The organism is Stieleria bergensis, from assembly GCA_007745635.1.
GTDB lineage: Bacteria > Planctomycetota > Planctomycetia > Pirellulales > Pirellulaceae > Stieleria > Stieleria bergensis.
The window spans coordinates 5,247,549-5,267,472 of record CP036272.1 but is presented as its reverse complement, the minus strand read 5'-3'; the positions used below and the strand labels follow the sequence as shown (position 1 = coordinate 5,267,472).

18 protein-coding genes are annotated in these 19,924 nt (G+C 56.4%); 8 read left to right on the top strand and 10 right to left on the bottom strand.

Annotated elements, in window-relative coordinates; translation table 11 throughout:
* Nucleotides 1-293: 293 nt before the first annotated feature.
* From SV7mr_RS18490 to SV7mr_RS18470, 5 genes are all read right to left on the bottom strand, one after another.
* On the bottom strand, nucleotides 294-737 hold the full coding sequence (locus tag SV7mr_RS18490; protein WP_145275516.1) for a hypothetical protein: 444 nt from the start codon (nucleotides 735-737) through the stop codon (nucleotides 294-296).
* 396 nt (nucleotides 738-1,133) lie between these two features.
* Complete coding sequence (locus SV7mr_RS18485; RefSeq protein WP_145275514.1) at nucleotides 1,134-3,398, bottom strand: DUF3987 domain-containing protein; 2,265 nt, start codon at nucleotides 3,396-3,398, stop codon at nucleotides 1,134-1,136.
* An 11-nt stretch (nucleotides 3,399-3,409) separates the two neighbouring features.
* Nucleotides 3,410-3,628: a hypothetical protein gene (locus tag SV7mr_RS18480; RefSeq protein ID WP_145275512.1), complete on the bottom strand. Its 219-nt coding sequence runs from the start codon at nucleotides 3,626-3,628 to the stop codon at nucleotides 3,410-3,412.
* Between the two features lie 1,384 nt (nucleotides 3,629-5,012).
* A complete protein-coding gene (locus SV7mr_RS18475; RefSeq protein ID WP_145275510.1) occupies nucleotides 5,013-5,651 on the bottom strand; it encodes a PAS and helix-turn-helix domain-containing protein in 639 nt (212 codons plus the stop codon).
* A 218-nt stretch (nucleotides 5,652-5,869) separates the two neighbouring features.
* A complete protein-coding gene (locus tag SV7mr_RS18470) occupies nucleotides 5,870-6,976 on the bottom strand; it encodes a sensor histidine kinase (protein ID WP_419187587.1) in 1,107 nt (368 codons plus the stop codon).
* Between the two features lie 184 nt (nucleotides 6,977-7,160).
* On the opposite strand from SV7mr_RS18470, the gene SV7mr_RS18465 reads away from it, so the two are divergent.
* The 4 genes from SV7mr_RS18465 to SV7mr_RS18450 are packed head-to-tail and all read left to right on the top strand — an operon-like array spanning nucleotide 7,161 to nucleotide 10,222.
* Nucleotides 7,161-7,439 carry a BON domain-containing protein gene (locus SV7mr_RS18465; protein WP_145278625.1) on the top strand — a complete coding sequence of 93 codons (279 nt, stop codon included), beginning with the start codon at nucleotides 7,161-7,163 and terminating at the stop codon, nucleotides 7,437-7,439.
* Nucleotides 7,440-7,482: 43 nt separating this feature from the next.
* Nucleotides 7,483-7,995, top strand: coding sequence for a flavodoxin domain-containing protein (locus tag SV7mr_RS18460; RefSeq protein WP_145275506.1), 513 nt, complete (start codon nucleotides 7,483-7,485; stop codon nucleotides 7,993-7,995).
* A gap of 4 nt (nucleotides 7,996-7,999) precedes the next feature.
* Nucleotides 8,000-9,541 carry a phytoene desaturase family protein gene (locus tag SV7mr_RS18455; RefSeq protein ID WP_145275504.1) on the top strand — a complete coding sequence of 514 codons (1,542 nt, stop codon included), beginning with the start codon at nucleotides 8,000-8,002 and terminating at the stop codon, nucleotides 9,539-9,541.
* Between the two features lie 6 nt (nucleotides 9,542-9,547).
* Complete coding sequence (locus SV7mr_RS18450) at nucleotides 9,548-10,222, top strand: GNAT family N-acetyltransferase (protein WP_145275502.1); 675 nt, start codon at nucleotides 9,548-9,550, stop codon at nucleotides 10,220-10,222.
* Between the two features lie 97 nt (nucleotides 10,223-10,319).
* Here SV7mr_RS18450 and SV7mr_RS18445 read toward each other — a convergent pair whose 3' ends face one another.
* Genes SV7mr_RS18445 through SV7mr_RS18435 form a run of 3 tightly spaced genes read right to left on the bottom strand, consistent with a single transcriptional unit; the run spans nucleotide 10,320 to nucleotide 13,664 of the window.
* Nucleotides 10,320-11,048: a response regulator gene (locus SV7mr_RS18445; protein ID WP_145275500.1), complete on the bottom strand. Its 729-nt coding sequence runs from the start codon at nucleotides 11,046-11,048 to the stop codon at nucleotides 10,320-10,322.
* Nucleotides 11,045-12,184: a two-component system sensor histidine kinase NtrB gene (locus SV7mr_RS18440; RefSeq protein WP_145275498.1), complete on the bottom strand. Its 1,140-nt coding sequence runs from the start codon at nucleotides 12,182-12,184 to the stop codon at nucleotides 11,045-11,047. The genes SV7mr_RS18445 and SV7mr_RS18440 overlap by 4 nt, the downstream gene beginning before the upstream one ends.
* Nucleotides 12,177-13,664 carry a hybrid sensor histidine kinase/response regulator gene (locus SV7mr_RS18435; RefSeq protein ID WP_145275496.1) on the bottom strand — a complete coding sequence of 496 codons (1,488 nt, stop codon included), beginning with the start codon at nucleotides 13,662-13,664 and terminating at the stop codon, nucleotides 12,177-12,179. Before SV7mr_RS18435 ends, SV7mr_RS18440 begins: the two co-directional genes overlap by 8 nt.
* A gap of 214 nt (nucleotides 13,665-13,878) precedes the next feature.
* On the opposite strand from SV7mr_RS18435, the gene SV7mr_RS18430 reads away from it, so the two are divergent.
* The gene (locus SV7mr_RS18430) at nucleotides 13,879-14,199 is read left to right on the top strand and encodes a hypothetical protein (RefSeq protein ID WP_419187586.1); all 321 of its coding nucleotides are present in this window, start codon (nucleotides 13,879-13,881) and stop codon (nucleotides 14,197-14,199) included.
* On the opposite strand, the gene SV7mr_RS18425 is transcribed toward SV7mr_RS18430, so the two are convergent.
* Nucleotides 14,196-14,867: a dienelactone hydrolase family protein gene (locus SV7mr_RS18425; protein ID WP_145275492.1), complete on the bottom strand. Its 672-nt coding sequence runs from the start codon at nucleotides 14,865-14,867 to the stop codon at nucleotides 14,196-14,198. The genes SV7mr_RS18430 and SV7mr_RS18425 overlap by 4 nt on opposite strands.
* Nucleotides 14,868-14,898: 31 nt before the next feature.
* Nucleotides 14,899-15,156, bottom strand: a complete 258-nt coding sequence (locus SV7mr_RS18420; protein WP_145278623.1) for a DUF4404 family protein — start codon at nucleotides 15,154-15,156, stop codon at nucleotides 14,899-14,901.
* A gap of 301 nt (nucleotides 15,157-15,457) precedes the next feature.
* Between SV7mr_RS18420 and SV7mr_RS18415 the strand changes: the two genes are divergently transcribed.
* From SV7mr_RS18415 to SV7mr_RS18405, 3 genes are read left to right on the top strand one after another with little or no spacing between them, the layout of a single operon-like run.
* Nucleotides 15,458-16,174 (top strand): ABC transporter ATP-binding protein, encoded by a 717-nt coding sequence (locus SV7mr_RS18415; RefSeq protein WP_145275490.1) that lies wholly within the window; start codon nucleotides 15,458-15,460, stop codon nucleotides 16,172-16,174.
* The gene (locus SV7mr_RS18410) at nucleotides 16,171-18,525 is read left to right on the top strand and encodes an ABC transporter permease (RefSeq protein WP_145275488.1); all 2,355 of its coding nucleotides are present in this window, start codon (nucleotides 16,171-16,173) and stop codon (nucleotides 18,523-18,525) included. The genes SV7mr_RS18415 and SV7mr_RS18410 overlap by 4 nt, the downstream gene beginning before the upstream one ends.
* Nucleotides 18,522-19,730: an efflux RND transporter periplasmic adaptor subunit gene (locus SV7mr_RS18405; protein ID WP_145275486.1), complete on the top strand. Its 1,209-nt coding sequence runs from the start codon at nucleotides 18,522-18,524 to the stop codon at nucleotides 19,728-19,730. Before SV7mr_RS18410 ends, SV7mr_RS18405 begins: the two co-directional genes overlap by 4 nt.
* The last annotated feature ends 194 nt before the right edge of the window (nucleotides 19,731-19,924 follow it).

Below are 19,924 nucleotides of genomic sequence, written 5' to 3'. Positions count from 1 at the left end.
ACACAGAGCCCTGAGTTCGCGGACGAGTCAACCGAACGGTGGCAACTTTCGGAAGAAGTCTCAGAGATTGGCCGGGAGGCTCGCGACAAAGCTCGCAAGTTGATGATTGCGTCGGCCAAACAAGTGGCGATTTGGAGTTGGCGGGACTGGGGTGAGGGTGATGAAAATTCGACTTTCGTGAGCATCCAAACTCGGGGGATTGAGGGCACCGATCGTCATCGGCGTTGGCATAGAGCTTCCATGGGTGGGTGGTTGGTTCAATTGATGGATGAGTGGTTTGGTGGAGTGGTATTTCAGCGATTTCGTTCGTTCTTGTTGGCAGTGTCGATGCGTTTTTCGTTCAGCTGCGATTGAATGTCTGCGATCATTCCGCGCCCCCAATCGGTCTTGCGCAGCCCGTTGTAAAACGAGGGGCGGTGAACCTCGGTACCAAGTTTCTGAACGGTTTCAATCAGAAAATCGTGTGCCGGAAGTACATGGCTGGTGCGATCGTTTCGTGACCGCGTCAGACGGTGCAAGTGGCCAAGATCGAAAAGCTGTTGGCTAGCGCGGATCAACCGCATCTTTTTTCTGGCGTCATGTGGATCGGCCCACTGAGTCGGCGTGAATGGAATGCCATATCGCCGCATTCCGGTCAACCAACTCGTTGGAATTCCAAACGTGGCAATCTCAAGATCACCGAAGACCTCGATTTCAGCGACGAGTTGCGACGCGAGTTCAAAGTGGTTTTGTTTCATCGGCTTTCTCAAAAGTCGGACAACGTGTTCCAGGAAACAAACTGAGGTAAGTAAGGCGGCTGATTCGGCGGCCCTGTCATGAAAACGATCCGCCGGGAGGACCCGTTCGATTCCTGTCGATGGCGTCTTGTCTTCGTGGCCGATAGGTACAGCCATAAATGACCAACCGGCGGAAGAACTTCTTTCTTCTTTCCGGGCCATGTCGTACACGCACGCATCGAAGCCCAAAAATTGGTGTGAGGGGAGTGGGACACGAAAGAGGGAAAGAAGAGAGAGAAGTGTGTTATTTATGTTCTTTTTCAATCAATCTTCTTTCTGACTTCTTTCCGTTCTTTCGGCTTCTTTCCGAGTCCCAATAGCTCGGCATCGAGCGACTTCTTTCCGAAGCCGACCTTTTCACCCTGCGCCCGTGGGTTGCTCGGTGCGGTTCAAGCGGTAATGAGTTCCGGTTCGTCCGGCGGTCGACTCCTCTTGGGCGATGATGTCGCCACGTTCCACCAACGTTGCCATCAGCTTCTTGAACAACAACGCTTCCATGTCCATAGCCTTGAGCAATTTGCTGTGCGGAATCTTTTGGTTCTTCTCTTTGCGAATCTTGGCGAACACCTTCAAGCACTCCGTGGCGAACGGACTTTCGGCGACGTGCGATGAAGCCATGAACAGCATCCGTTTAGTCAGGTGATCGACCAACGTCATTGCCCACTCCGCCGCCGCTTCGTTGATCACCGGCGATTCATGGTTCGCACTGACCGCGTACAACAACGCCAGCTTACGTGTCTGTTCGTTAACGCGGCCCCATACGGTCGTGCCCACCGAATCGCTTTTGCGTTCGGCCTTGGTGTACTCACGCTCGGCATGGAGTCTTGCCTCGACGAGGATCTTCTTAGCAGAGTCGTCATGCGGCACAATCGTTGGCTCAGGATGCCACAAATGCAGATTGCCCGTGCCGGGTTTGTAGTCCGCCCACCATCGGGCCACGTCCATGATGGTGTCGGGCACTTCGGCGATCTTGGGTTCTTGCCCCTCACCCCGCTCACCGCACTCCAGAATCATCATGCGGGCGAAGAAGCCGTTGGTCAGCATGCGTTCCGAAAGTGCCGCGTAGTAGTGGTTGGGAATCGCGGTGCCGAAAACGACCAGTGAAGGTTGGTCGATGGTCCCCGGTGATTCTTTGCCAGCCTTGCGACGCATCGGATAAACCGTGTTGGCCGACGAGTACATCGTCAGCAGAGTCGATAGAACGTTCTCGTAACGAGCGTCGTTGGACTTCTTGATCGACTGCAACATGCCATCGACTTCGTCGGTTTGAAACAGCATCGAAGGTGTCAGATGCAACGCATCCTGAATCCCTTCGCCGGAAGCGAATCGTTCGCCGATGCAATCCGCCATGCCGGCACGATGAAGAATCTGAACGTTCAGCTTTCGCGGCCAGTCTTTGCCCGCCGCGGAATGAGCCAATCCCAACAAGTAGAGGTTCGTTCGGTTGTCGCCCGGATCGCGGACCTTGCGACCGGCCAACGTCGCCAGCAGCGCGATCGCACCGGCAAATGCGAGTGTCGGATTTGGGTACGGTGCTGTGTCGAGGCAGTGCGACATGACGTCGCCAACGAAGCCCGGAACTTGCAGCAACGAATTGGGAACCGGTCCGGGGTCGGGCAGTTCAGGTTCAGCCGGCGGTTTCGGCGGTGGTCCCGTTTTCCCCAAGCCGTCGAGAAAGCCAGACAGGTCGACGTCGCTTTCGGATGCATTGCCGAAGCCTTCGCTGGCAAGTTGCCGCGTCGCCGCGGAATAATCGCCGCCATGTTCGAGCAGCGAATAGACAGCGAACGGCGAGTATGGCTGGTTGGGTTCAAACGGGGCAGCGTTGGAACTGAAAACGTAGAACACTCCGTCCTTTAACGTCGCGCTACAGCCGGCAGTCTTTCCCGGCCGGCACCATTGTTGGTTGTTGCCATCGTGCAGCAATCGCCAGCCATGCTTCGTCAGGATCGCAGCAACATCTCCTCGTTGACTGAAGTCGTCGCCGGGCCGGCTTTCATCATTGCTGGTTTTGGTCGCCGGTACATCTTCAATGGTCGGCTTCACCTCATTGAACGAACTGGCCGCGTCAACCAAAATCGCCCGCTCGTCAATCGACATCGTGGGCAGATTTGTCAGATCACCTTGCAGGACGACGTAGCCGGGAGACGGATCGCACATCACCAAACTGCCTTCGCCAAGCGTTTCGATCAAAACCGTCTTACCTTCGATTTCGGGCATCACCGTTCGAGCATGAACGTGGCTCTTTGGAGTGAGCGACTCGTTTCGGAAGAACACATGCCGGCCGCCAGACTGGGATCTCTGTACAACCAAACGCTGCAATAAACGCGGGTCATGTTCTTCCACCAAATCGCACCACGCGTCGAACGCGCGGCCACCTTGATCAAAGTCGAGTACTTCCAAGCTGCCCGACACCTCGCCCGTCAGGATGCAGACCGCGTTGGCCGATGAGAACCACACCTCGTTTTCTTTCTCCGTTGGCGGTTTCTTGCGATACTGCTTGTAAGACTTGAGCGTTGCGAACTTGCGTTGTGCATCGGCAGGCAGCACGCGGTACCCTGCGTCGATGTACCGATATGCCGCATCCCGAATCGGATTCGCGGCTTTGGTTTGTTTCGTCATTCGATTGTTCCTCAACCGTTGGAGCGAGTGGAAGGTTGGCGATCCGCGTCCATGCGGCTCAGTTCGCTGGCGATGTGATCGAAGCTGGCTTCCGAGAACACGCGGGCGTGGCCGGCCCAGCCGGTCGCTTCGATTTTTCGCGATCGAATGATGTATTCGATGCGGTGGACCTTGGTGTCCAACCGCCGGGCGATCTCGCCGACGGTTAACAACAGCGGAGGTTGTGACATAGCATTCCTTGCGGCATTGCGGAGGGACATCGCAGCGGTTGCCGGTCAACGGGCAGGCGGCGAGGCCAGGAAAGAGGGGGACCAAAATCTGCGGCGTCACCCGAAGCTCGGGCGCATGGCAGATTCAAAAGAAGCTCGCCGCGATGAATCGCGGACGGGCGAGGAGCTCGTTGGCTCGATCGGTCGTTGGTTGGCTGAGTGGCTCGGTGTTCGAGCGAGTAGGATTATGGGAATCGAAGGAGGCTTGTCAAACAAAAGTTTCGACTGGATTCGCGACGTCGGGGCGTCTGCCGCGAAACCGATTTGACCAGGCAGAACACGTTCAAAATGCTGTGGAGTGAAGTGGTCCACGCTCCAGCTGCCGACCGATGGCGTGAACTCGTCTCAATGAGGAGCGGCTGGTCGCTTGGTGTACGTGTGGTCGTGAGCGATCGTCAAACCACGCAAAACACGGTCTCAATCTCGCCGTCAATCCTTTGATTCTGGGATTTGCTGATGTCGCGAAAATGCTCGTTGGAAAAATACAGAACTTTGCAAAATAATTTGCGAGCGTTTCGATGACTCCCTCTCAGGTTACCTATGCCGCGTTTGCGAAAACGTGCTCAGTTGTTGCCGGAGTCAGGCGAAAACGATGGCCGGAAAAACGTTGCCCCTCCCTTTCTTAACTATGCCATTGATCCGCATCACGTCCCAACGGCGCTTTCTTCGAATATTTTTTCAGCCGAGCCAAGGTCCCTCCTGGTTTAGGCAAGAACGTGGCACGTCGCGTCGACCGCTTTCTCAGCGAAACGCGATGGCCGGAGCTGAAATAGACCTACCCGGTTCGCGGTCCATGTGACGAAATATTCGGTTCCCATTAGTCACTTAATCCGTTCGCCAGAAACCTGGCGCATCAAAATTGCTTCTCGACTGTCATCCAAACGCCGAGCATGCGGTATCTGCGATGATTCTGTCCCCAAAAAGTTTTTGTTCGCGAATCGAAGCACTATCCTCCTCAGGGTTACTTATGCACGCGATGGGCAGTGAATGGTGAAATCCTCCAACTTTCATCGAAATTTCCAAACTCGGCCCTGCCTTGTCCAGGACGCGACCGGGTCGAGCGAACGAGCCCCGCCTACCTGTAGACCTACCGGAAGAAACGGCCGAATCACGAAATCGTTCCTGAATTTTTTAATGGACGATCGTGGCGTTGGTTGGCCGCGTGCCGTTGGCCTTGGCTGTGCATGTCGCAAAAAGATAGCGGGCCTCCCTAGTAACCTATGACGTTTGGAAGAACGACTGCACAAAAAATCTGAACGCACGACACAGAAGCGTGGCTCTATGCGTTGACTTCCCAATTTGCGGACCTGAAGAGCGACGCCTGCGTCTGAAATCAGCGCAGTTGTTAAGAACTTCGCAACGCCTGGTAGCGTTTCAGTTTCAGGTCATCGTATTCAAGACCAACTTGACCGACCACACGGGCAATCTCCGCGATGCTTGACAGTCCGATTTTTCGGCCAATCTCGCCTTTGTGTCGCTCAATCGTCCGCGGACTGCGATGGAGCATCTTGGCAATCGCGGGAACACTTTTTCCGTGACCTAGCAGAATGAAGATCTCCAATTCACGTGGGCTGAGAGGCGAGAGTTCGCCCAAGTCGATGAATTCGCTGTGGACAACGGTCATCAAATCATCGTCACCGTCACGATACGTCACGACAAGGGCACATCGCGGGTCGCTTGTCTCGATCGGATAGATGCACGAAACCAGATGCTTGGCATGATGAATCTGATGACCACGGACCGGTCGCCCCGATTTGATGGCTCGATCAATCCACGCGAGTCGCTCGGTGACGAATTCAGGTCGAAACACGTCGTTGAGTCTTTTTCCAATGAGCTTGTCTGGGGGCATGTCGACCTCAAAAAGTTCACAAGACGCTTCGTTGCAATAGCGAACACTTCCGTCGATTCCGATGACCGCGACGCTGACGGAGGGCAGAGTTGCGAAGACTTCCTCCCAAGCCAGGCCTTTAAGCAACTCGGTCACGATCAGCTCCTTCGGAAATGCGTGGGTGCGCCCACGGTTAGGGTCGTATGAGTGAGCCGATACCTCAAGTGGGGCACGCCAATCAGGCGGTCGGTTCGGCGGATAGGCGAATCGAACCGTCCTGATTGGCTCTTCGCCTCAAGTCTTTTCTCTGATTTCGATCGCCTTGAATTTCAGTCGCAACGATCGTGCCAACAGTAGACCTTCGCTGCTCGTCGTTAGCCGGTCGGGTCGCCTACCGGAATGCGAATCCGAACCACGGTGCCGCCCTCGGGAGCGTTGGCGGCTTCGATCGTGCCTTCGTGGGCTTCGATGATGCGTCGGCAGACGGCGAGACCCAAGCCGGTGCCTTGCTGCTTCGTGGTGAAGAACGGCTCGAACATCCGCTGCTCGACTTCACGACTCAGTCCTTCGCCGTGGTCACGGACTCGGATCTCGATCGTGGGTGCATCGGGGTAATCACAATGGAACTCGATTTCGCTTTGATTGGGACTCGCGTGGATCGCGTTCTCGAGCACGTGTCGCAGCACGTCTCCTATTCGTCCGGCATCCAGCCGGACGTTTTGGCACGCGGTAGTGCATCGAAGCGACAACCGTGGGGCGTCGTCACCGAGCGACTGGGTGAGTTCATCGTAGATCCTGCGACAAAGTTCTGGTAGATCGACCGCCTGCCGCTTCAATACAATCGGTGCCGCGTAGTCTTTAACTTCCTCATAGTTCTGCTGTATGTCCGTCAAAGCTCCACGAATCTGCTCGGTCAGCGTCATCATCTCTGATTGATCGACGAGATCCAACTGCAGCAGGTCTAGACACGACTGGGCACGCTGAAGTGCATTACGCGATTCGTGGGCGAGGCCGGAAACCATCTGCAGCACTGCAGCCAACCGCTCACCTTGGATCTGCTTTTCGTGGTTTGACGCTTGGTCGTGGATTATTCGCTGAGTCAGATCGATTACATTCACCAGACACGAATCAGTCGCTAGCGGATGCACGGTGACCTTAGTGGAGAAGGTTTGCCCATCTTTGCGGCAAGCCTGAAAAAAAAGAGGCTCCGTGGGATCTGGATCGCGCAGCTGTGACAGTATGCACTCGTGGTGAGACGCATCGTCACTCGATGGACTGCGACCCGTACCACATTCGGGAAAGACTTTTTTAATGGACCGGCCGACCAACTCATGTTCTTGATAGCCAAAGGATTCTTCGGCCAAGCGGTTCATCGCCACGATGTGGTTCTGGGAATCGGTCACGACAACGGCGGCAGGCGACGCTTCCAACAGAAGGTTCGCTAGTCGGTTTCGCCGTAAGGGGGTAGTTCTGGTTTGCATACTCAGTCCCGCCATTTACAAATGCCAACGTGCCCCAAGACCCAACCAAGGCACAGGCAATGCCAAAGGCGACTCGTTCGGGCCCCACAAACCGCATCGTTCGGCACAGTGTTCGCGTTGAAACGATTCTGCACATCGCAACTCATCTTCCAGTCGCCAGCAGATCGAGGTCTATCTCGTGGAAATGACACAAGCGGATTCGACTCAGGTCGCCCTCTACAACGCCCCTCTGATCAACGAGTCGACGGTCAGTGGATTCGATGAAAAGTCCCAAGCACTCGAATGCGCGATTCAGCAAGCGGGTCACCGCGGATTGGATCGAGTTCGAGTGACACTGTTGGACGGATGGATCGTGCTCCGAGGCCGGGTGTCATCATTCTATTTGAAGCAGCTCGCCCAAGAAGCCGTGCGACCAATGGCCATCGGGATGCAGATCCGAAACGAGCTTCACGTCGACCATTGAGCGAACCTATACACCCTATCGAGCCTACTACCGGAGCCCTGTCATGCGTGCCATTGTCATCTACGCCACTTGCGAAGGGCAAACCGAGCGGATTGCAAAACGATGTGCTGATGTGATGCGGCGGTCTGGCGTCCCGACCGACACGTTTAACGTGACTCGAAACGATGTTGCGGAGCTTGCGGTCGAATCTTACGACGCGGTGATGTTGGGGTCGTCGCTTCACTATGCCGAGCATGACCCAAGAATTGCATGGTGCATTCGCGAACACGCCAAGGATCGAGCCGAAGCCGAATGGTTGGCGGACGAATTCCTGCGTAACGAGCGAATCGAACCGACACGGCGTGCCTGCTTCGCTGGTGCGCTTCGCTATTCCAAATATGGCTGGTTGAAGAAGCGGATGATGCGTTGGATCGCAGAGAAATCCGGAAGCAAGACCGAAACGACTCACGACTATGAATACACGGACTGGGACACGGTGGACCAATTCGCGAAGGACTTTGCTGCGGATCTGATTGGAAACAAGACCGAGCGATTGCAATCGTCACTGGCGAGTTAAAGAAATGAAAGAACAATGGGATGTCATCGTGATCGGTTCTGGAATGGGCGGCATGGTCACGGCCGCGGCGCTTTCCAAACTCGGTCACAAGGTGCTGATGTTGGAACAGTACAAAGAACTCGGCGGACAGACCCACAGTTTTTCGCGAGAAGGGTTTTCGTGGGATGCCGGAATTCACTATCTCGGCGGGTTCGGTCCCGACTTTTCGCAAAAGGCGATGCTCGATTGGTTGTGTGATTCACCCATCGAATTGGCTCCCATGGGTGCCATCTACGACACGCTGCACATGGGTGATTCCGCACCGCTGCCGTTATCGCGTCCGACGGTGGCTCAGCGGATGGATTTGAAAGAACGTTTTCCCGAGGACACCAACGCGATCGACGCTTGGTTTGACGCCATCGTGGAGGGCCGCGAAGCCATGACCGCAGTGATCCAAGGAAGGCCGATGCCATCGGTGTTTGCATCCGCGTTGAAATGGTGGCGGTCCAATCGGATCCAAAATTACTGTGGCCGAACGACCGCCGAAGTCGTCAATGATCTGACCGACAATCGAGAACTTGCCAACGTCTTGATGGCCCAATGGGCGGACTTTGGCGGTCGACCGAGCACCGCAAGTTTCGCGATGCACGCCTGCGTGATGCAGTCGTACTTGGAATCCGGTGCCTACTACCCGGTCGGTGGAGCATCTTCGATCGCCGAGCACATGCTTCCGACGATCACCGGCAACGGTGGCGAGGCGCGTGCTGGAGTCGAAGTGAGATCCTTGGTGATGGAAGACGAAAACGTCACCGGTGTCGAAACGGCTGACGGAGAAACGCTGCTTGCCAAACACATCGTTTCGGACATCGGTGCAAGGGAAACGGTGGATCGCTTATTGCCAGACGGTCACGGCCACCTGGATTGGGTGGACGAGATTCGTGCGATCGGACCCAACATCTGTCACTACTCACTATTTCTTGGTTTCGCCGGTGACGTCGAAGCCGCTGGAATGACCAAATCGAATCACTGGCTGTATCCAACGGGCGAAGTCGATGCGGTTTGGACGAATATTCCCGATGACCCGCCTCCGGGGATGTTCGTTTCGTTTGCCTCGATGAAGGATCCGGCTCACAATCCCGGTCCTGAAAACAAATACGCGGGTGAGTTGATGGTGTGGTCGGATTGGTCGACCGTCCAAGAATGGGCTGGCGTTGCCTCAGATAAACGTGGCGAAGATTACCGGTCGTTTAAGAGGAAGACCGAAGCCGCGTTGTTGGATCATTTCGCCAAGTACTTTCCAAGACTGGCGAAGCTGGTTGTCTTTCACGAACTCAGCACGCCGTTGGCGACCGCCTCGATCACCGGGCATCGCATGGGATCGTTCTATGGACTCGACGTGACGCCCGCCCGATTCATGACCGACGCTCTACGGATGAAGACACCCGTCGAGGGCCTCTACTTGACCGGGCAAGACGTCGTCACACCCGGCATCCCCGGAGCGTTCTGGGGCGGCTTCCTTTGTGCGGGCAGCATTGAACCCCAAGTCTTCTTGCACATGAATGGATAGACGACCATGTCCGCATCATTGTCCCCCTTCTTTGACCGACAAAGACGGTCGGCGACAGCTTCTTCGAAGGCAAAAGCCAACATCACCATTCGTCCTGCCGAAGCCAATTTCGCGGATGGCTTGGACTATGCCCGGTTCTTCAATCAAGCGTCCGTCGGATTCATCCGGTTCATGCTTGGACGGAGGTTTGCGGAGATCATCGCAGAAGCCTTCGCAATGCCCTCGCATGACTATTCGTTCGAAAACGTCCTCGTCGCCCATCGCGATGGCGTGGTCGTTGGAACCGCTGCGGGGTACACCGCTGAACAGCATGCCCAGTGTTCCGATGAAGTCTTGGCGAAATCAGGCGGCTATCCCAAAGCACGCATGCTGGTCATGAAGCTGGCTTTCGCTTCGCTTTGGCGATTGCTGAACACCATCGAAACTGGCGATTTCTATCTGCAGTCGATTGCGGTCACATGCGAGTGCCAAGGCGAGGGCATCGGAAGCATGCTGGTTGACGCGATGGGTGATCGCGCAAAGCAAACCAACTCGACTCGGATGGTGCTTGATGTCGCTGAGAAAAATTTCGGCGCGCGGCAACTCTACGAACGTCATGGCATGAGGATTGAGTCAAAGTGGCCACGGAGACTTCCGATCCCTCGATTCGGTATCCTGCGGATGGCGAAGCAGCTTGGCTGAGCCGCCTCTGTTCGCATTTTGTGGCATCGGGGGACGCAACGAAAGACAATCGGCTGCGGTGAATTTGAAACGCGAGTCCGTCGCGCCATGCGACGATTCAACCGTCGCTGGATTCGATCAGCTTGAACAACCTATTCATGTCCAGTGGCTTGTAACAAATGTCGCTCACTCCTCTCGCCTTCAAATCGTCGAGCATGTGATCGGTTTCGTCACGGTATCCCGTGATCAAGATGGTTCTTGCATGGGGATGGGTTTGCGCCACCTGACGCATGACATCACAGCCGTCGGTCGAACCTTGGCACAAGCTCAAGTCGATCAGGGCGATTTGATAGTCTCCGTCCGACGCTTTGGTGATGCCGTCTTCTTTGGTGTAGGCCAAGCACACGCGAAACGACCGTTCTCGCAACAAGTGCCACAGCGTTTGACAGAATTCGGGATCGTCGTCGACGACGAGCACAACGGGAGAGTGAGCCAGATCGTCAATCAGCGGCAGCAACTCGCCCAGATCAACCGGCTTGCGAAGCACCTGCTGGATCCCTCCGTCACGCGCTCGTTGGGCACCGTCGCCGTGAGCGTAGGCGGTCACCATGATGGCGGCGATTTCGGGGCGTCGCTTGATGATTTCATCGTGCAAGGCCGCTCCGTCCATTCCCGGCATGCAGAAATCCAACACCGCCACGTCGTATCGTTGGGAGTCAATCAATTCCAACGCGTCGGGGCCGTCGTGAGCAACATCAGTCCGGTAGCCAAGATCATCGAGGATGTCTTTGATGTTGGCACAAATGTCCGTATCGTCATCGACAATCAATACACGTTTTTGACTCACCGGTCGTCGCCCCCGATCGGCAGCGAGAGCGTGAACCTGGTGCCTTGGCCCACCGTCGAATCGACTTGCATTGTGCCGTGGTTCTTTTGCAGGATCGCCATCGTGATCGCCATGCCCAATCCCATCCCGCGGGCTTTGGTCGAAAAAAAGGGTTCGCACAGGCGTTCAACGACCTCGGCAGTCATTCCCACGCCAGTATCCGTCACCAAGACTTGTACTTGTTGATCGTCGACTTGCGCGGCCAGCTCTAGCACACCACCGTCGGGCATCGCATCGCGGGCGTTGCGAATCAGGTTTTTCAGAACGATCGGCAATTGTTTTTCATCGACCCACGCCCCTGGCAAATCGGTGGGAAAGTCTTTTCGGACTTCGATACTTCTGGGGAGTTGTTTGTCGCGAAGAATGGCTTCGACGATGTCGGGAATCGAAACCGCCGTCGCGTTCGGTTCTGGAAGCCGTGCCAGATCAGACAACGCCGTGACCGCACTGTCGATTACGGTGACTTGACGGTCGATCCGTTGGAGATGTTCTTCGTGTTTTGCAGGAGAAGGCGAACGGGCGTTGAGCAGATAGTAGGCGGAGGTCTTGATCGCGTTGAGAGGATTGCGGATCTCGTGAGCGATACCGCCAGAGATACGACCGAGCGTTGCGAACTTTTCCTTTTCGATGAGCTGCGTTTCGGCTTGATGGAGTTGTTCGGCCTGCTGGTGGACCCGTTGATCCAAGGTCGCGTTGAGCCGTTTGAGTTCCTGTTCGACGGCCTTCAAGTCGCTGATGTCTCGCAGGATTCCCGTGTACAGCTTGCGTGATCCCGACTCCACTTCGCTGACGGCCAAGTGCAACGGGAACGTGCTGCCGTCTTTCCGCTTTCCAATCACCTCGCGACCGATCCCGATGATCTTTTTCTCGCTGGTTTCTTCATACCAATCGAGGTAGCCGTCATGCTGTTCGTGATAGGGCGAAGGCATCAAGATCTTGACGTTTTGGCCAATCAGTTCGGACGCACCGAAACCGAACATTCGCTCGGTGGCGGGATTGACCGATTGGACGATCCCGCGCTGGTCGATGATGACGATCGCATCCACGGCAGTCTTCAAGACCGAAGCTAAGATGGCTTGCTGTTCGTGGTCATCCATCTGCATCGACCGTCGTAGCGGGGCATGGCGTTGAAAGTGCTGATTCGGACTTGCTTAATCGGATCTTGAACTTAGCTCCTCCGTCGTCCGCGTCGACCACTTGAATGTCCCCGCCATGCGCATCGACGATCCGCTGAACGATGGACATGCCAAGTCCTGTCCCGGTTGCTTTGGTGGTAAAGAACGGATCGAAGATCTTTTCACGTTGGGCGTTGTCCAAGCCCGGACCGTTGTCTTCGATTGCGACCAAGATCTCATCATCGCCGCCACACTTGCAATGAACACAAATTCGGACCGGGTCTTGGCAAGCCGCCAACGCATTCTCAAACAGGTTGCGAAAGACCTGCTCCATTCGCAGGACGTCCACATCCACCGGGCAACCGCATCCACATCGGGCTTCAATCAATTCGGCATCTCGATCACCCCGTGCACTCGCCAGATATCCCCAAACCCGCCGCCAAACTTCATGCAACAACACGGACTCGCGGTGCAGGTGAATGGGGGCGGCATACCGTCGGACTTCTTCCAGCGTGGACTGCAATTCGGTGGAGGCGCGTGCGATGGAGTCGACTTCTTCGCGTGAGTCCGACTCGATAGGAATGTCCAGACGCAATAGATCGACACTGGTATTGATCCGGTGCAACGCGTTGCGGCTTTCGTGAGCCATGCCAGCGACCGTTTGCCCGATCGCCGCTAAACGGTGGTCTCGGGCAGAGCGATCTTGAGCCTCAACGACCTCGGTAACGTCAACGCCAATCGCGAGCACGGATGTAATTTGGCCATCCTCATCGGTCAGCGTCGAATTGGACCAGCGGATATGCCGGATGCGTCCGTCGGTAGTCTGGACCCCGTTGCGAACACCGGTGGATTGTTTGCCAGTGGCCGTTTTACAAAAGACCTCATGAAGTCGCGGACGTTCTGGTTCGGGGACGCAGTGGTCGATGTAGTCCTTGCCAACCAATTCTTCGATGGTCCATCCGGTAACGGTGGTGAAGTGCGAATTGAATCTCAGTACTCGGCCTTGCAGATCCAACACAACGATGAACGCTTCAGACGTTTCCAGAATCTGGTGGATGAAACGCTGCTCCTTCCGCGACTGTTGCTCAGCCTGCTTCTGTTGCGCGATCCGCGCCACACGTTGGCGAACGATCTCGGGATGAACCGGTTTGAGCATGTAGTCGGTCACGCCCAGCCGGAACGCGGCGATCGTGCTCTCGATATCTGCAAAGCCGGTCACCACGATGAACTCGGCGTGGGGGAAGAGTCCCGCCAGCTCGGGCAGGGCATCTTCCACGTTCCCGTCAGGCAACCGTCGATCCAGAATGACCAAATCAAACTCGTGATGGTCAGCGACAACACGCACTTCGGCAAAGCTGCCGGCCACCTGCGTGTGGTGCCCGTCCAATGCCAGAATGTCAACCAGGTTCGCTTGGGCATCCGGGTCATCTTCGACAAGCAGGATGGTCAGCTCGCTGTTCATCGTCCTGCTGCCACCATAAAGGACTTGATTGCGGCACGACGGATGCTCCGCTTAAAAGCCATGGTATCAGTTCTTGGACGCACCCGACAGCAAAAGACCTAAAGCGATTGAAATGATCACGAGAATCATCACCCAATCGGGCTATTCGTGGACGTGGCTGATCGGTTTCGCGTTTCTCGAAGGGATCTTTCGGCGAATCGTTCTTGAACCGCGAATGCCCGCGATGCTCGCCGAGTTGCTGGGCATTGCCATGGTGTTGGTGACCGGGACGGTGATCGCCTATCAGTTTATAAGGCGTGGCCGATTCCCGCAGTCATCCTCGGCTCTGCTGCTCATCGGCGGCCTGTGGGTGATCTACACCATCGCCTTTGAGTTTTTGTTCTTTCATTTTCTCGCGGGCGTTCCACTAAGCGAGATCATCGAAAACTACGACGTCACGAGGGGACACCTTTTTTCCATCGGACTGGCAGCGACTGTTTTCGTTCCGCTCGTGGGTCGTTCGATCTTGCGGGCACGACCGACGCAATCGAGTTAGCGCGGAACTGATGTTGCCGCTACCGATTGCAGATGCGTTGTGAACCACGCCGCAGCAAGTTCGGCGACCTCGTCAAGTTTCCCCGCCTCGGAAAACAAGTGCGACGCGCCACCAACGATCTCCAGCTTGCTTTCGCCATTGATCTTGTGCGACGCGATTTGGTTGGGGCTGACCAGCGACTTGTCTCGCTCGCCAACAATGAACAAGGTCGGTGTGGTGACTTGATCCAGCCATGGGGACACCAAGTCGACACGTCCGCCGCGGCTGACGATCGCGTGGACTGGTTTCCGTGGGTTCGCCGCCGCGACCACGACCGCCGTCATGCCGGTGCCCGATCCGAACAAACCCAGCGGCAACGACTTGATCGTTCCCTGCTGATCGGTCCAGTCGATCACTTCATTCAGACGATCAGCCAACAGTGGCGGCTTGAACGAATTGTCACGTTCGCAGGCCTCGGTTTCGGTCAGGAAATCGAACAACAACGTCGCGAAGCCGTCACGATGCAGGCGTTCGGCGATGTGCGTGTTGCGAGGGCTGGTGCAACTGCTGTCACTGCCGTGTGCGAACACGATCAGACCAGCGGCATTCTCCGGCTTCGCCAGAACCGCCTTAAGCCGCTTGTTTCCAATCCGATAATTCGTCGTTGAAATGGTTTTGAGCTGATTCATCCGAAGGCTCCTGAGTAATGCGAGGGGAAATCTAGATGCCCATCTGAGCAAGCGTGTCAGCGACCTGCCCGACGGTGCGAGCGATGTCGGGATGTTTGGACGAGAAAGTTTCGGTGTCCTCGTGCAGACGCTTGGCAAGGTCCGCCGACCGGATATCGAAACGATCAAGGCTTTCCTGAATTTCGGTCACCGCGGTTTGCAATTCTTCACGTTGCGAAGGTTGCAGTTCGTCCAAGTCGGCCAGTTGTTCGTGCAATTGACGAAGCGTGTCGTGAAGTGTCTCGGGCATGATACGTCCTCCGGCGAGCGTTGATGCAAATGAGTCAATGCAGGGCAATGCACGTCCTATTCCGACGCATAATTGAACGGTAGGCAATGCGGTGATTCGATGATCTGCTCCCTCACGCACGCCAGCGTGCTCCATCGCACAAATGTCCGTCTCTGGCGTTGGATTTCGTGGCGGCATGGCGAGTGCTTTGAAGAAGTTGACGCAGAGGTGGAGAGACGCGGGGACGCAGAGAAATACTGTCATCTTTGCGTAGCGTACTACTTCGCGTCTCTCCGTCTCCCCGGCTTTGCGTCAAGTTTTTATGTCCATCACCCAAACCAACGTCTTCACCGCCCGTAGTGTCACGAAGGTTTACCGCATGGGCGAAGTCGACGTGCATGCGTTGCGGGGTGTCAGCGTTGAGATGCTTGCTGGCGAATTCGTCGTCATCCTCGGTGCATCCGGCAGCGGCAAGTCGACGTTGCTGAACATTCTTGGCGGCTTGGATGTTCCGACGGCAGGCGAAGTCACTTTTCGCGATCAGTCATTGACCGATGCCGATGAAGACGACTTGACGGAGTTCCGCCGCGAACACGTGGGTTTTGTGTTTCAGTTCTACAACCTGATCGCCAGCCTGACCGCAGAGGAGAACGTCGCGTTGGTGGCCGACATCGCTCGCGATCCGCTGCCGCCCACCGAGGCGTTGCGAATGGTCGGGCTGCACGATCGTCGCGATCACTATCCGTCGCAGCTTTCCGGCGGCGAACAGCAACGCGTCGCCATCGCCCGCGCGATCGGCAAACGGCCCGACGTGCTGCTGTGCGATGAACCGACCGGAGCGCTTGACGTCAAGACCGGTGTCGTCGTGCTCGAAGCGATCGCACGAATCAATCAAGAACTCGGCACGATGACTGCCGTGATCACGCACAACGCCGCGATCGCGGACATCGCCGACCGAGTCATCTCGCTTTCCGACGGACAGGTTGCCGACGTGCGAGTGAACACCTCGCGAAAGCAAGCGAAGGAGTTGGTCTGGTGAACCGTCTGTTGATCGCGGACCTGAAACGACTTTGGCGACAAGGGCTGGCGATCAGCTTGCTGCTCGGTTGCGGCATCTCGTTGTTCGTGATGTCCAACAGTTCGATGCTGTCGCTGGAGCGGTCTCGCCAGCAGTACTATCGCGACTACCGTTTCGGCGAGGTCTTCACCGCTCTGGTTCGCGCCCCCGAATCGCTGGCCGACAAGATCGCCGATGTACCCGGTGTGCAAGAGGTGCAAACGCGGATCGTTCGCGACGTGTTGTTGGACATTCCCGACATGGTCGAACCGGCGTCGTGTCGCCTCGTTTCGATCGACACCGCAGACGATCCGATGAACGGAATTCATCTGTTGCGAGGTCGGTTTCCGGTGGACGACGATCGACTAGAAGTCATCGTCAGCGAGATGTTCGCGAACAGCCATGACTTCCTGCCCGGCGATTCGCTCGTCTGCATCATGGGCGGTCGAAAGCAGACGTTGCGAATCGTTGGCATCGGGATGTCGCCGGAATACGTCTACGTCGTTCAGCCCGGCATGATGATCACCGATGATCGGCGGTTCGGTATCGTCTGGATGCCGCGACGTCAAATGGCGGCGGCGTTCAACATGGAAGGAGCGTTCAACAACCTGTCGATCGACCTGCGTCCGCGAGCCAGCACTGACGAGGTGATCGCTCGGGTCGACCGCATCACCAAACCGTTCGGCGGCACGGGAGCCCACGACCGCGACGATCAAGTGTCCCATCGCCGCGTCGCCGACGAGATGTCCCAAATGAAAACAATGGCGTTCGTCACGCCCGCGATCTTTCTAGCCGTGTCAGCGTTCTTGTTCAACATTGTCTTCACGAGATTGGTCAACCAGCAAACCGAACAGATCGCGACGCTGCGAGCGTTCGGCTATCGGCCACGCGAAATTGGCTGGCACTACATCAAGATGGTGATGTTGTTGGTGTTCATCGCAACGGTGATGGGCTGGACGGTCGGACTGCGGTTGTCGTGGTGGATGACGTCGGAATACGTCAAGTTCTTTCGCTTCCCTGAAATCGACTATCAATTCGCGTCCAAACACGCCATCGCCGCGGTCGGTGTCGGCGCGTCTGCGGCGTTGATCGGAACGTTCGCCGCGATTCGCAAGGCCATCCGTTTGCAACCCGCCGAGGCGATGCGGCCAGCGGCACCGAAAGACTATCGCGGGCTGATCGCCGAACGCACGGGCCTGTCGAAGATTCTGTCGCCGGTCGGCCGGATGGTGGTTCGTCGTTTGGAGACGAATCGTATGGCGACGACGCTTTCCGTGCTTGGAATGGGGCTGGCCGTCGCCGTGCTTGTATTGGGCTCGTACATGCAAAATACGATCGACTTTTTGATCGAATTCCAGTTTGAAAAGTCACAGCGGCAAGACGTGATGCTGACGTTCGTCGATACGCTGTCGGCCAGTTCCATCCACGACGCCGCCCACCTGCCCGGCGTCTCCGATGTCGAACCATTTCGCTCGGCACCCGTGCGGTTGCGAAACGGTACACGAACACGACGCGTCGGCTTAATGGGACTCAACGCCAAACCAAACCTGTACCGCATTCTCGACGACCAACAACAATCGGTGTCGTTTCCCGTTCGCGGCGGCTTGACCGTTTCGCAGAAGATGGCGGAACTGCTCGACGTACAAACGGGCGACGAAGTCTGGGTCGACATACTTGACCGTCGCCAGCCGTCGTACCGCGTGCCAATCGCCGAAGTGTTCGCCAACTTCACCGACCCGTCGGCTTATTTGAATCGTCATCAACTGCACGATCTGTTGGGCGAAGGCGAACAGTTCTCCGGTGCGTTCCTGTCGGTCGATACCAATCGAGTCGCAGACCTCTACGCCGAAGTCAAACAAATGCCAACGGTCGCCGGCGTCGTCGACAAGAACGCCGCCGAAGCCAGTTTTCGCGATACGGTTTCCAGCAGTTCGTCATTGATGCGAATCGTCAACGCTGTATTTTCCGGGTTGATTGCTTTGGGGGTCATCTACAACTGCGCGATCATCATCTTGGCCGAGCGAGCCAGAGACTTGGCAACGCTGCGAGTGATGGGATTCCGCCGCGGCGAAGTCCAGATGGTTTTGTTGGGGGAACTGGCCGTGATCACGTTGCTGTCGATTCCGGTGGGTCTGCCGATCGGGTATGGCTTGTCGTACGTGACCACGCTCGCACTGGATACCGAAACACATCGCTTCCCCCTGATCATCGAACGATCGACTTATTCCTACGCCGCCATCGTGATCATCGCCGCTGCCAGTTTGTCCGCGATCTATGTGCGTCGCATGTTGAACAGTCTTGATTTGGTTGCCGTCTTGAAGGTGAAAGAATGAAACGTCGCGTCGCAGGCAAAGTGCTCTGGTCCATCGTCTTGCTGGGCGTGGGTGGTTTCATCATCTACGGGTATCTGCCGCAACCGATCGAAGTGGAAACGGTGACGCCGACCGTGGGTGCAATCGCAATCACAGTCGATGACGACGGCGAAACCCGCATTCGCGAACGATACGTTTTATCGGCTCCCGTGACGGGAAAGATGTTACGAGTCGAATTGCACGCGGGTGATCCGGTGACGGCGGGCGAGACCGAAATCGCTCGGATTCAGCCCTCGGATCTATCGTTGCTGGACGCTCGCAGCCGCGCCGAAGCTCAAGCTCGCGTGCGCGTCGCGGTGGCAGCTTACGGACAAGCATCGACGACAGTGCAGCGGGCCAAAGAAGCATTGAAGCTAGCTGAACAAGATTTCGAGCGTGCCGTCAAACTTCGCAAGAGCAACGCGATGGCTCAGGCAGAATACGACGCCGCGGAAAACCGGTTGCGGCTCGCGATGGCGGACGTGCGGTCGGCCGAATCCGCCCAGCGGGTCGCCCAATACGAAATCGACCAAGCCGAAGCGACGGTGCGATACATTAAGGCCACCTACGATCCCAACGATGACAATTTCTTCACCATCGTCTCGCCATTCACCGGCAAAGTGCTCGAAGTCCATCGCGAAGATTCCTGCATCGTCGCTTCGGGCACCGCGATCGCCAGCATTGGCGATCCGTCCGACCTCGAACTCGTCATCGACGTGCTGTCGACCGATGCCGTGAAAGTATGTTCGGGTGACACAGTCATCATCGAGCACTGGGGCGGCGAGGAACCGCTCGACGGCGTCGTCCGCATCGTCGAACCGTCTGCGTTCTTGAAAATCTCTGCACTCGGCGTCGAGGAAAAACGAGTCAATGTCATCGTTGACTTTGCCGACCCCTTCCAAGACCGCGATTCCCTCGGTGACGGCTTCCGTGTCGAAGCCAAGATCATCGTCGACGAAACGTCACCCGAATCCCTCAGCGTCCCCACGGGCACGCTTTTCCGCCAAGGCGAAGCATGGCAGGTCTACCGCATCGTCGAAGGCGTTGCGGAGCTAGCCACCGTCGAGGTCGGCAAAACCAACGGCCTGCGAACCGAAATCCTCTCCGGCATCACCAAGTCAGACCGTCTCATCCTGCACCCGACCGAGTCCATTCAAACGGGAGTGCAAGTCGTTGCGAAAGATTGACGCCGATGCATAAATTGAACGTAGTCGACCGATTTCGCGTTCCCCAACGGAAGGCACTGTTAGTACCCAATGAATTTGTCGTCACGCATCCAAGTGAAAACAACAATAACAACTAGCAAGCATCCTAAGGAACTGTTCAGAAACAACTTCGGTATTTTCAAATTTAGCGGAAGGGCGCGAGCCCTCCGGTGACT

Excerpts from the sequence above, each read along its gene's own strand:
- SV7mr_RS18460 (WP_145275506.1), top strand. The coding sequence starts at position 7,483 with ATGCGTGCCATTGTCATCTACGCCACTTGCGAAGGGCAAACCGAGCGG.
- SV7mr_RS18425 (WP_145275492.1), bottom strand. The coding sequence starts at position 14,867 with ATGAATCAGCTCAAAACCATTTCAACGACGAATTATCGGATTGGAAAC.
- SV7mr_RS18415 (WP_145275490.1), top strand. The coding sequence starts at position 15,458 with ATGTCCATCACCCAAACCAACGTCTTCACCGCCCGTAGTGTCACGAAG.
- SV7mr_RS18485 (WP_145275514.1), bottom strand. The coding sequence starts at position 3,398 with ATGACGAAACAAACCAAAGCCGCGAATCCGATTCGGGATGCGGCATAT.
- SV7mr_RS18470 (WP_419187587.1), bottom strand. The coding sequence starts at position 6,976 with ATGCAAACCAGAACTACCCCCTTACGGCGAAACCGACTAGCGAACCTT.
- SV7mr_RS18465 (WP_145278625.1), top strand. The coding sequence starts at position 7,161 with ATGACACAAGCGGATTCGACTCAGGTCGCCCTCTACAACGCCCCTCTG.
- SV7mr_RS18420 (WP_145278623.1), bottom strand. The coding sequence starts at position 15,156 with ATGCCCGAGACACTTCACGACACGCTTCGTCAATTGCACGAACAACTG.
- SV7mr_RS18440 (WP_145275498.1), bottom strand. The coding sequence starts at position 12,184 with ATGGATGACCACGAACAGCAAGCCATCTTAGCTTCGGTCTTGAAGACT.
- SV7mr_RS18430 (WP_419187586.1), top strand. The coding sequence starts at position 13,879 with ATGCCCGCGATGCTCGCCGAGTTGCTGGGCATTGCCATGGTGTTGGTG.
- SV7mr_RS18435 (WP_145275496.1), bottom strand. The coding sequence starts at position 13,664 with ATGAACAGCGAGCTGACCATCCTGCTTGTCGAAGATGACCCGGATGCC.
- SV7mr_RS18480 (WP_145275512.1), bottom strand. The coding sequence starts at position 3,628 with ATGTCACAACCTCCGCTGTTGTTAACCGTCGGCGAGATCGCCCGGCGG.
- SV7mr_RS18490 (WP_145275516.1), bottom strand. The coding sequence starts at position 737 with ATGAAACAAAACCACTTTGAACTCGCGTCGCAACTCGTCGCTGAAATC.
- SV7mr_RS18455 (WP_145275504.1), top strand. The coding sequence starts at position 8,000 with ATGAAAGAACAATGGGATGTCATCGTGATCGGTTCTGGAATGGGCGGC.
- SV7mr_RS18450 (WP_145275502.1), top strand. The coding sequence starts at position 9,548 with ATGTCCGCATCATTGTCCCCCTTCTTTGACCGACAAAGACGGTCGGCG.
- SV7mr_RS18405 (WP_145275486.1), top strand. The coding sequence starts at position 18,522 with ATGAAACGTCGCGTCGCAGGCAAAGTGCTCTGGTCCATCGTCTTGCTG.